The 10,902-nt window shown below is 70.6% G+C and carries 12 protein-coding genes; 4 read left to right on the forward strand and 8 right to left on the reverse strand.

What is annotated here, in order from left to right; all coding sequences use genetic code 11:
• Positions 1-150 precede the first annotated feature (150 nt).
• From fabG to AB0I45_RS13580, 4 genes are all read right to left on the reverse strand, one after another.
• A complete protein-coding gene (gene fabG, locus AB0I45_RS13565) occupies positions 151-894 on the reverse strand; it encodes a 3-oxoacyl-ACP reductase FabG (RefSeq protein ID WP_265809229.1) in 744 nt (247 codons plus the stop codon).
• A 141-nt stretch (positions 895-1,035) separates the two neighbouring features.
• A complete protein-coding gene (locus tag AB0I45_RS13570; protein WP_360318853.1) occupies positions 1,036-1,800 on the reverse strand; it encodes an enoyl-CoA hydratase-related protein in 765 nt (254 codons plus the stop codon).
• A 2-nt stretch (positions 1,801-1,802) separates the two neighbouring features.
• Positions 1,803-2,960, reverse strand: coding sequence for an acyl-CoA dehydrogenase family protein (locus tag AB0I45_RS13575; RefSeq protein ID WP_265809226.1), 1,158 nt, complete (start codon positions 2,958-2,960; stop codon positions 1,803-1,805).
• A 133-nt stretch (positions 2,961-3,093) separates the two neighbouring features.
• The gene (locus tag AB0I45_RS13580; RefSeq protein ID WP_360318876.1) at positions 3,094-3,552 is read right to left on the reverse strand and encodes a MaoC family dehydratase; all 459 of its coding nucleotides are present in this window, start codon (positions 3,550-3,552) and stop codon (positions 3,094-3,096) included.
• A gap of 174 nt (positions 3,553-3,726) precedes the next feature.
• Between AB0I45_RS13580 and AB0I45_RS13585 the strand changes: the two genes are divergently transcribed.
• From AB0I45_RS13585 to AB0I45_RS13600, 4 genes are all read left to right on the forward strand, one after another.
• The gene (locus tag AB0I45_RS13585) at positions 3,727-4,665 is read left to right on the forward strand and encodes a CoA ester lyase (protein ID WP_360318857.1); all 939 of its coding nucleotides are present in this window, start codon (positions 3,727-3,729) and stop codon (positions 4,663-4,665) included.
• 223 nt (positions 4,666-4,888) lie between these two features.
• Positions 4,889-5,593, forward strand: a complete 705-nt coding sequence (locus tag AB0I45_RS13590) for an NUDIX hydrolase (RefSeq protein ID WP_360318860.1) — start codon at positions 4,889-4,891, stop codon at positions 5,591-5,593.
• Between the two features lie 178 nt (positions 5,594-5,771).
• On the forward strand, positions 5,772-5,930 hold the full coding sequence (locus tag AB0I45_RS13595) for a hypothetical protein (protein ID WP_360318863.1): 159 nt from the start codon (positions 5,772-5,774) through the stop codon (positions 5,928-5,930).
• Positions 5,931-5,979: 49 nt separating this feature from the next.
• Positions 5,980-7,050 carry an AMP-binding protein gene (locus AB0I45_RS13600; protein ID WP_360318866.1) on the forward strand — a complete coding sequence of 357 codons (1,071 nt, stop codon included), beginning with the start codon at positions 5,980-5,982 and terminating at the stop codon, positions 7,048-7,050.
• Positions 7,051-7,144: 94 nt separating this feature from the next.
• On the opposite strand, the gene AB0I45_RS13605 is transcribed toward AB0I45_RS13600, so the two are convergent.
• Genes AB0I45_RS13605 through AB0I45_RS13620 form a run of 4 tightly spaced genes read right to left on the reverse strand, consistent with a single transcriptional unit; the run spans position 7,145 to position 10,143 of the window.
• Positions 7,145-7,873: a methylated-DNA--[protein]-cysteine S-methyltransferase gene (locus tag AB0I45_RS13605; RefSeq protein WP_360318869.1), complete on the reverse strand. Its 729-nt coding sequence runs from the start codon at positions 7,871-7,873 to the stop codon at positions 7,145-7,147.
• A complete protein-coding gene (locus AB0I45_RS13610; protein ID WP_360318872.1) occupies positions 7,870-8,409 on the reverse strand; it encodes a sigma-70 family RNA polymerase sigma factor in 540 nt (179 codons plus the stop codon). Before AB0I45_RS13610 ends, AB0I45_RS13605 begins: the two co-directional genes overlap by 4 nt.
• Positions 8,410-8,458: 49 nt before the next feature.
• Positions 8,459-9,328 (reverse strand): SDR family oxidoreductase, encoded by an 870-nt coding sequence (locus AB0I45_RS13615; protein ID WP_137318686.1) that lies wholly within the window; start codon positions 9,326-9,328, stop codon positions 8,459-8,461.
• Positions 9,328-10,143 carry a crotonase/enoyl-CoA hydratase family protein gene (locus AB0I45_RS13620; RefSeq protein ID WP_247618979.1) on the reverse strand — a complete coding sequence of 272 codons (816 nt, stop codon included), beginning with the start codon at positions 10,141-10,143 and terminating at the stop codon, positions 9,328-9,330. Before AB0I45_RS13620 ends, AB0I45_RS13615 begins: the two co-directional genes overlap by 1 nt.
• Between the last annotated feature and the right edge of the window lie 759 nt (positions 10,144-10,902).

Here is a 10,902-nt window from a genome sequence, read left to right on the forward strand (position 1 = left end):
CGCTGCGGCTGCGCGCCGACTACCTCGCGATCGTCACGATCGCGGCGGCGGAGATCATCCGCTAGAGATCCGGTGCGGATCTCGAGCACGAACGGCAGGTCGACGTGCGGTGCATCCCGGCTGCGCTGCGTGGGCGCGGCCGGGCGGTGCTCAGATGTGGCGGCCGCCGGCGATCTCGAGCACGGTGCCCGACATGTAGGAGGACATGTCCGAGGCGAGGAACAGCACGACCGAGGCGACCTCGCTCGGCTCGCCGGCGCGGCCCATCGGGATCTCGGCGAGCTTCGCGTCGATGACGTCCTGGCGCATCGCGGCTGTCATCGCGGTGTTGATGAAGCCGGGCTGGATGGCGTTGACGCGCACGTTCTTGAAACCGACCTCCTTGGCGGCGGCCTTCGTCATGCCGACGATCCCGGCCTTGGCCGCGGAGTAGTTCGTCTGGCCGAGCATGCCGACCTTGCCGGAGATCGAGGACACGTTGATGATCGAGCCGCCCTTCTCCTGGTCGCGCATGATGCCCGAGGCGGTCTTGAGCCCGTTCCAGGTGCCGCGCAGGTGCACGGCGATGACCTGGTCGAACTGCTCCTCGGTCATCTTGCGCATGGTCGCGTCGCGGGTGATGCCGGCGTTGTTGACCATGACGTCGACGGCGCCGAACTTCTCCTGCGCGAGCGCGCACAGCGCCTCCACCTGGCCGAGGTCGACGACGTTGCAGGCCAGGCCGACGGCGCGGTCGCCCACGCCGAGCTTCTCAGCGGCCGCGACGACGGCCTCCTCGTTGAGGTCTCCGAGGACGGCGTTGGCGCCCTCGGCGACGAGCGTCTCCGCGATGGCGTAGCCCAGCCCCTGAGCGGCGCCGGTGATGACGGCGGTGCGGCCTTCGAGCAGACCCATGATGTACTCCTTCGATCGGTGGTGCGGACGTGATGATGATGCGGTGGACGGGGCGACGGGAACCGGTGCGGCCAGCGGTGCACGGACCCGTGCGGGCGGCGCGCCGACCGCTGCGGTCGCGACCCGCCGGGCCCGGCGGGCTCACTCCCCGGTGAACTCCGGGGAGCGTTTGTCGAAGAACGCCGCCTTGCCCTCGCGGAAGTCGGCGGTGAAGAACAGCGCACGCTGCCCCGCCGCCTCGGCCGCGAAGGCCTCGTCGAGGCTCGGCGCGCCGACGGACAGCGCCTGCTTGATCGCCCGCACGGAGCCCGGCGCCCGGGCAGCCAGGCGGGCGGCCACCTCGGCGGCGGTGCTCAGCGCGGCGCCGTCCTCGACGAGGTGGTCGACGAGCCCGTAGGCGGCCCCGTCCTCGGCCCGGACCGGGTCCCCGGCGATCATCAGGCGCCGCGCCCGGGCCAGGCCGACGCGCGCCGGCAGCAGGGCGAGGAGCCCGCCGTCGGGCACGATCCCCAGGCGCGTGAACGGCAGGAGGAACTGTGCGCTGCGCCCGGCGACGATGACGTCGCAGGCGCAGGCGAGGCCGACCGAGGCGCCGGCCGCGGCCTTCTCCACCGCGGCGACGGTGACGACCGGCAGGCCGGCGACGAGGCGGATGAAGTCGGCCACGGCCGCCATCCGCTCGTCACTGGCCTCGGGGTTCTCCGGTGGCATCGAGGCGAGGTCGCCGCCGGCGGAGAACACGGAGTCGGCACCGGTGAAGACGACCGCCCGCACCTCCGCCGGCAGCGGGGACAGCACGGCGGAGATCTCCGCGCGCATGTCCGCGCTCAGCGGGTTGCGGCGGGCCGGCTCGTCGAGCGTGATCGTGAGGATCCCGGCGGCGAGCTCCGTGCGGATGAGGCTCATGCTCAGCGGCCCTCGAGGTGGGCGCCCTTGAGCATCTGGCGGGCGATGACGAGCTTCTGGATCTCGGAGGTGCCCTCGTAGATCCGGAACAGGCGGGCGTGGCGGTAGAAGCGCTCGACCGAGGTCTCGCGCATGTAGCCCATCCCGCCGAACACCTGGACGCCGCGGTCGGCGACGCGGCCGAGCATCTCGGAGGCGAAGAGCTTGCAGGAGCTCGGGCCGAGCTTCTTGTCGGTGCCCTCGTCCCAGCGGCGGGCGGCGGCGAGCACCATCTCACGCGCGGCGGAGAGCTCCGCGTAGGACTCCGCGAGGAGCGCCTGCACGAGCTGGAACTCACCGATCGCGGTGCCGCCCTGCTTGGCGACCTTCGCGTGCTCGACCGAGTCGTCGAGGATGCGGGTGGCCTGGCCGACGCACATCGCGGCGATGTGGAGACGACCCTTGTTGAGCGAGGCCATGGCCGCCTTGAAGCCGACCTCCTCCTCGCCGCCGATGAGGTACTTCGAGGGCACGCGGACGTCGTCGAAGAAGATCTCCGAGGTCCAGGCGCCGGCCTGGCCCATCTTCTTGTCGTGCGGGCCGACGGTGACGCCGGGGGAATCGGTGGGCACGAGGAACACGGAGATGCCCTTGCTGCCCTTGGCCTCCGGGTTGGTGCGGGCGAAGACCATGAGGACGTCGGACAGCGCGGCGTTGGTGATGAAGCGCTTGGCGCCGTTGATGACGTAGTCGTCACCGTCCTTGACCGCCTTGGTGGTCAGGCCGGACGGGTCGGAGCCGGCGTCGGGCTCGGTGAGCGCGAAGGAGGCGACGACCTCGCCCGAGGCGATCCGCGGCAGCCACTCCTGCTTCTGCTGGTCGGTGCCGTAGTTGACGAGCACCTGGCCGGCGATGCCGTTGTTCGTGCCGAACAGCGAGCGGAAGGACGGGGTGGTGTAGCCGAGCTCGAAGGAGAGCTTCGCGTCCTGGTAGGCGTTGAGGCCGAGGCCGCCGAACTCCTCCGGGATCGCCCAGCCGAACAGGCCCATCTCCGCGGCCGCGTCACGGATCTCCTTGGGGATCTCGTCCGTGTCCTCGATCTCGAGTTCACGGGGGATCACCTGCTCGCGGACGAACTCGCGGACGGTGGACAGGATGTGCTTGAGATCGGAATCGTCCATGATCTGCTTTCTCTCGGTGACGGCGGCAGGTGATGCCGGGCGGGGTTCCGGCGGTCTGCCGGGATGTCGACGGCGCAGGGCCGTCGGCGCCGAAGGCTGGGCCGAACGGCGCCGACGGGACGGCGGGAGGAGCTCAGTCGTCCTCGACCATGAGGGTGACGGCCTCGGCGATGCAGGCCGGGCGGTCCGAGCCCTCGATCTCGATGACGTGGTCCATGACGACCTGGATGCCCGAGCTCTTGCGGACGATCTCCTTGAGGGTGACGACGTCGCGCACCTTGGCACCGGCCGGCACGGGCTTGGGGAAGCGGACCTTGTTGAGGCCGTAGTTGATCTTCATCTTCATGCCGGTCACGTTCATCACCTCGGCGCCGAGCAGCGGCAGCAGGGAGAGGGTGAGGAAGCCGTGGGCGATCGTGCCGCCGAACGGCCCGGCCTCGGCGCGCTCCTCGTCGATGTGGATCCACTGGTGGTCGCCGGTGGCATCGGCGAAGGTGTTGATCCGCTCCTGGTCGACGGTGACCCAGTCGCTCGTGCCGAGCTCCTGCCCGAGGTGCTTCTCGAGCTCTGCGATTCCCTGGAATTCTCGCACCATTGCGCGTCTCCTTCTGTGCGGTGTGGAGGGGTGTCCGGGTGCGTGCGGCCCTCGGTGATTCTTACCTCAAACTGCATCAATCGCGCCGGACTTTTTGTGTTTTCTGCAACAGTCTAACCCGCTAGAGTGAACTTCGGTAGTACTGCCCCGGACTTCTTCGAAGGACATCCCATGACGGACACCGCCCGGTCGGACGCTGCAGCACCGCGCAGCCTCGATGTCGCCCAGACCCTGCTCTTCGTGCCCGCCACGCGACCGGACCGCTTCGCCAAGGCGCTCGCCTCCGGCGCACACGCGGTCATCATCGACCTCGAGGACGCGGTCGCCCCCGAGGACAAGGCGACCGCGCGGGATTCCGTCGCCGCCTGGCTGTCGGAGGGCGAGTGGACCGGCGCCGGCTCGGACACCGCGGTCGTGGTGCGGATCAACTCCGCCGACACCGAATGGTTCGCCCCCGACGTCAGCGCCCTGGCGGCGGTCGCGTCCCGCTTGAGCACCGTCGCCGCCGAACGCTCGGGACACTACGCGCAGTGCCCGTTCGGGGTGATGATCCCCAAGTGCGAGTCCGAGGACCCCGTCCACGAGATCCGCCAGCGCTTCACCCAGCACGGCGTGGCCGCGCCGTACTTCATCGGCCTGCTCGAGACCCCGCGCGGCATCGTCGCCGCCGAATCCCTGGCCCGGGCCCACTCGGTGCACCGGTTCGCGTTCGGCAACTACGACCTCGGCCTCGAGCTCGACGCGATCGTCGGACCCGAGGAGACCGAGCTGCTCCATGCGCGCTCCCGGGTCGTCATGGCCGCCCGCGCGTTCGGCATGCCCGGGCCGATCGACGGCCCGTGCGCGGACTTCTCCACGGACGGGGCGACCGAGGCCTCTGCGCAGCGCGGGCGGGCCCTCGGCTTCGCCGGGAAGCTCGCGATCCACCCCAAGCAGCTCGCCGCGATCGACGCCGAGTTCGGCGATTCCGCCGAGGACGTCACCTGGGCCCGCCGTGTGGTCGACGCTGCCGAGGCCGCCGGCGGGGCCGCGGTCAACGTCGACGGCGCGATGGTCGATGCGCCGGTGCTCAAGCGCGCCCAGCGCATCGTCGCCCGCGCCGGACGCTGAACCGGGCGCCGAACCGGGTGTTGAGCCGGGCACTGGGCCGGAGCGCCGCGCCGGGGCACCGAACCGTCCGCCGCAGCCCTTCCGGTCAGTACTGACTGCTCGGATGCCGGACCCGCGCGTGACCTGGATCACGGCGCCGATACAGTACGGAGAAGACACGTCCGGCCCGCACCTGCAGCGGAGCAGCCCGAGCGGCGGAGCCGGCTGAGCCGAAGGTGGATGAATGGTGCGCGACCTGCACGACGAAGGACATGATCGCTCCGACCGCGTGGGCACATCTCTCAAGAGCAATCTCGCCCCGCCCGGGGTCGAGATGCCGGTCAAGCCCGCAGTGAGCGTCATCGTGGCCCGCGATACCGCGGACGGCCTCGAGGTCTTCGTCCAGCACCGGGTGACGACCATGGACTTCGCCGCCGGCGTGCTCGTCTATCCCGGCGGTCGGGTGGATCCGCAGGATCACGAGATGGCGGCCGCGCTCGAGGTGCCCGGAGAGGTGCTCGACGCTCACGTCCGCGCCTGGGCGAAGACCGAGCTCGGCGCCGAGCCGGAGTTCGCGAAGGCGCTCATCGCGACCGCGCAGCGCGAGGTCGGCGAGGAGGCCGGGGCCACGATCGCGACCACCGCACTCAAGCCCTGGGCCAACTGGATCACCCCTCCCGGGCGCACCCGCCGCTTCGACACGTACTTCTACGTGGCGCGCGGCGACGAGATCGGCGATCTGCGGCACCAGACCACGGAGGCGACGAATTCCGAGTGGATGAACGTCGAGCACATCCTCGCCGAGGAGGCCGCCGAGCGGCTCAAGCTCATGCGTCCGACCCTCGTCCTCCTCAACGAGGTGCACTCCTTCGGCAGCGTCGAGGCACTCATGGCCGCCGAGCGCGACATCGAGCCGGTGCGGCCGGCGATGCCCGGAAAGCACGGCTGACGCGCGCGATCGGGATACAGCCCAGCCCCACCCGGCGGGGCCCCACCCCAGGAGCACCGACCCTCACCCGTCGTCCGTCCGCTGTGCGCCCACGTGGCCGCACAGCGGACGGACGGTGAAATCTCAGCGCCGTCCGAGCCACAGGCCACGGAGCGCACAACCTGCGCTGATACCCTCAATGAGATCCACATCACACCAGCGCGAAAGGGTCGCAGGTGCATTCTTCGCCCCAGGCTCACTTCTCCGATTCCACGACCTCCGCCTCGTCGGCCCCGCCGACGACCCCTACGACACCCGCGCGTCCCGCGCCGCCTGCGCCCGGTTCCTCCGCACCTGAATCCTTCGCACCGAGCGGCTCCGCCGGCCCCGCGGCGGACCTCGGCGCGGTGTGGTCCCAGGCGGTCGCCTGCCGCGGCACCGCTCCGTTCCTCACCTTCATCACCGGCACCGGTGACTCGAACACGTGGTCGTACCGCCAGTTCGCCCAGCTCGTCGGGCTCACCGCGCAGCGCTTCCGGGCGCTCGGCGTCGCACCGGGCACTGCAGTCCACCTCAATCTCGAGAGCTCGCCGGCCTTCATCATGAGCTGGCTCGCCTGCGCCTCGCTCGGCGCCGTCGCCGTGGCGAGCGATCCCGAGGCCGAGGTGCCCGCCCTGCTCCGGGAGCTCTCCGGCACCCACCCCGTGCTCGGGGTTGTCGGCCTCCGCCGTCGCTGGACCTACCGCAACGCGGTCAGCCGCTCCGCGACCCCGGAGTTCCCCGTCATCGAGGTGTCCGAGGACGAGCCCGACACCCTGGCGGGCTCCCCGCTCTTCACCCCCGGGCCCGTCTTCGGCGCCGTCCGACGCCGCGACAGCGCGGGTCGATCCGGACCCCCGTCCCACCCCGTTGCGGGCTCCCGGGCAGCCGAGCGCCCCCGGCCCTGCGGTCCCACCGCCGCGGCCGCCGGCTCCCTGCCCGAGTCCGGACCGATCCGAGCACTCCCGGCCGGTGCGCTGAGCATCGTCGTCGGCGCTGAATCGGCTCACGACCCGACCGCAGCAGGGGCGCACCTCCTCACCCATGCCGACGGCCTCAGCGAAGCGCACGAGGCAGCGGCCGCCGCCGGGCTCGGCCAGGACCACCGCTGGCTCATCACCGGCGATCTCCACACCCTCGCTACTCAGGCACGCGAGCTCACCGCCGTGATCACCGCAGGCGCCACCGTGGTGCTCGCTGCCCGCTTCGCTCCCGAGGCCTGGCTCGAACAGGTGCGCACCCACGCGGTGACGCACACGTGCCTGACCGCGGACCGGGCCCGCGAGGTGCTCGGCGACGAGTCTGCCGGTGAGGATCTTGATCGCCTCGCGGCACGCGCCGGCGTGCACATCGGATGCGTCGCGTCGGACCCTGCGGTCGGCACGACAAGGGCACTCGCCGCGCCCGACGCCGCCGTCGCCGTTCCCGCCGGTCTCTGAGCCGGGCCGGCTCGCGCCGGAGCCCCGGTCACGAGCGAGGCGGGGATCCGGCCGCCAGGTCAGCGGCAGGCCGCCCGGTCACGGGGCCAGCCGGTCAGCCGGTCAGCGGCAGGGATCCCGCCTCGAAGTCGAGCACCCACTGCTTCCGGTCGTGGCCGCCGCGGTAGTTCCCGAAGCTGCCGTCGCTGCGGACGATCCGGTGGCACGGAAGGATGAGCGGGATCGGGTTCTTCGCGCACGCCGTGCCGACGGCCCGCACCGCCTTCGGGTTCCCCAGATGCGCAGCCATCTCCGCATAGCTCATCGTGCTCCCGAAGGGGATGTCGGCTAGCGCCTGCTGGACCTCGGCCCGGAAGCCCCGGGTGAGTCGGAGGTCGAGGGCGATGTCGAAGGACCTCCGCTCCCCCGCGAAGTACTCCCCGAGCTCCGCCACCACCGTCCGGGTCATCCCGCTGTCCTCGACGACCACGGGTCCGACCGCCTCGGCGACCTCGGTGAGAACGGCGGAGAGCTCCTCGGTGTCGAAGCCGATCCGGAGCAGGCCGCGGTCGGTGACGACGACGACGAGTTCGCCCATGGGCGAGGGCATCAGGGTGTAGGCGGCATCGACGAGCCCGGTGGCGTCACCGCGGGCGAGGACCTCGGCGTTGAGGGCAGCCACCATCGATTCCTCGAGCGCCGACGCGGGTCCGGAGAGCCGGTCCTCCGGAACGGCGCCCCCTGTTCCGGGACCCGGCTGCGAGCCGAGCCCGGCCGATGCGAATCCCTCGGGTGGTCCCGGGGTCGTGGTCACGGTGCGCGTCATAAGTGGTGCGCGGGTCATGGTCTCTCCTCCTCGATCATCCGCCGCAGTGCAGCGATCCCGTCCGCCGCCGCACGGCGGGCGGCCGCCGGTGTGCCGCCGACCTGGGCAGCGACCTCGGCGTAGGGCAGTCCCCACACGTGGTGGTAGGCGACCGCCTCCCGCTGCCGGTCGGTGAGCCGCCACAGCAGAGCGAACACGTCGATCTCGCCCTCGCTCCCCTGGCCGGGGTTCTCCGGCCGGCCGCCGAGCGAGAAGCCGCCCGACCAGGTGCCGCCCGGCCCGGTGCCCACCGGCTCCGGCAGCTGCTCGACGGGGACCGCCCGCCGCGCGTTGCGCCGGTGCACGTCGATGCAGGCATGGCGTGCGATGGTGATGAGCCAGGCCTCGAGGTTGGCGTCCTCGGGCAGGGATGCGTATCCGCGCAGCGCGGCGAGGAACGCCTCGGAATAGGCGTCCTCGGCGTCCACCGGCTGCGCGTGCATGGACCGGCAGAACCGCAGGATCCGCACCGAGTGCGTGCGGACGAGCTCGTCGAACGGTGGCTTCTTCATCATCCTGCAGACGTTCGGGAGGCCCGGAACGTGAGGTCGATGGGGAAGTTTCTCACTCCTCGCCGAACAGCGCGCGGCCCACCGCGTCGGAGATCTCCCCGGAGCCCACCTGGGAGAGCCCGCCGTCGACGAGGAACTGCGCGCCGGTGACGTAGGCGCCGAGCGGGCCGGAGAGCACCGCGGCCATCGCCCCGATCTCCTCCTTCTCCGCGTAGCGGCCCAGCGGCACCGCCTTCCTCCACATGTCGTCACCGGTCGGCCCGGCCAGCCGCGACATCCCCTCGGTGCCGGACACCGGCCCGGGGACCAGGGAGTTCGAGCGGATCCCGTGCCGGCCCCATTCCACCGCGAGATCCTTCATGAGCATCTCGATGCCAGCCTTCGCCGCCCCGACGTGCGCCTGGTAGCGGGTGGCCTTGAATGCCTGTGAGGCGGAGATGAAGAGGATCGAGCCGCGGGTGCGCTGGAGGTACGGGAACGCGCAGCGGGCCGTGTGGTAGGCGCCCATGAGGTCGATGTCGACGACGGTGCGGAAGGCGTTCGAGCTCATCTCCTCCGCCTTCGCGAAGAAGTTGCCGGCGGCCCCGGCGACCGCGATGCTGATGTCGCCGAGTTCGGCGGCGGCATGGTCCATGGACGCCTGGAGGGCGTCCATGTCGCGCACGTCCGCAGCCCGGTAGGCGACCTTCGCACCGAGCGCGGCGAGCTCCTCGGCGGCGGCGGCGAGCTTCTCCTCGGTCCGGCCGCAGATCGCGACCGCAGCACCGCATCGGGCGAAAGCCTTGGCGATGCCGAGGTTGATGCCGGATCCGCCACCGGTGATGAAGGCGACCTGCCCGGCGAGGAGATCGGAGGACAGGTGCCCGATCGGGTCATGGGCGGACTCGGCGCCGTGCGGCGCGGTCCCCTGCCGGCCGGTCATCACTGCGCTCCCTTGCGTGCGGCGAGAGCGGCGAGTCGCTTGTCGACGGCCTCGATCTGCTCGGGTCCGCCCATGAGCTCGGCGATGACCTCCTGCTCCGCATCGAATCCCTCGGCGAGGTCCGCGGTGGCGGCGAGGTCGATGAGCATCTTCGACCTCACCAGCGCGGTGCGGGACTTGTCGGCGATGGCGCGGCCCACCTCGAGCGCGCGCTCGACCGGGTCGTCGACGACCTCGTCGGCGAGCCCGATCTCCCCGGCCCGGGCACCGGAGAAGACCTCGCCGGTGAAGATCAGCAGCTTCGCCCGGGAGGGGCCGACGAGCCGCGGCAGCAGCTGGGTCCCGCACATGTCCGGGGCGAGGCCCCAGTTGATCTCCATCATCGACAGCTTGGTGTCGGGTGCCATGATCCGCACGTCGGCGCCCATCGCGATCTGCAGTCCGCCGCCGAATGCGACGCCCTGGACGCCGGCGATGACGGGCACCTCGAGCAGCTGCCAGATGTGCACAGCCTGCTGCGCGATCGCACGGGCCGAGCCCAGCCGCTCCCCGAGGGCCACAGCAGGGTTCTTCTCCCCCGACTTCATCTTGCCGAACTCGCCGAGGTCGAGGCCGGCGCAGAACGCGCGCCCCTTGCCGGTGAGCACGACCGCGGCGACGGAATCGTCGCCCTGCAGTCGCGTGCCGATCTCGACGAGGTCCTCGAAGACCTCGCGGGTGAGGGAGTTGAGCGTGTCGGGACGGTTGAGCTCGACGCGGGCGAGGCGGTCCTCGATCGTCAGGGTCACGGTCCCGTGGGATGCGGTCTCGGTCATCATGCTCCTTCGCAGTGACAGGTGAGTGGCAGGTGATCAGCGACGCGCATCCGATCGCGCGGCACTGCGGCGCACTCTCCGATCTTAAACCGAAACCGAACGATCGTTAAGAGGTGGGTGCGAATCGGGTCGACTCCCCCGATCCGTGCACCCGCCCCGTAGTGACCGATCAGAGTGCAATTTCCGAAGGTTCCTGTGCGTGGAACCTTCGGAAATTGCACTCTATAGATCAGCCGATGAAGGCCGTGGAGAAGAACGGTACGAAGGTAACGATCGCGAATGCCGTGAGGAGCGGAGTCATGGTCTGGAGTGTGATGTCGTATTCGCCTCCAGAGGTGCAACAGATAGAAGGATCAGCACAGCGAGCGGTTCGAGATCGGAGCCGGACGTCGCGCACACCCAGCCCCTGGGGACATTTCGCAGGATTTCAGTATTCTTCTCTGAATGATGCATGATCATCTGGCCGGAGGATCCGCACCGTCGAATGACATGCCCCCACCGGACTGCACCCACCAGGGCGCGCACCCGCCTGCACCGCCTCGGGAACCGTGCATCCATGACACCGGGACGATGACTTCGACCGAGGAGCCGAGGGGCTGGCAGCGAAGGCGCGAGAGCGCAGCGGGTGACGCGGCTTGAGATTGCACAAACGTGCGGATTCGCGTGGTGGTGTCAAGCTTCTAACGCATCAGGAGCTTTTCGAACATGTCGGCCGGGGTCTGCAACTCGAGTGTGGGCCTCGGCCGCGTGTTGATCAGG

The sequence above is a fragment of the Brevibacterium sp. NPDC049920 genome, assembly GCF_040656435.1.
GTDB lineage: Bacteria > Actinomycetota > Actinomycetes > Actinomycetales > Brevibacteriaceae > Brevibacterium > Brevibacterium pityocampae.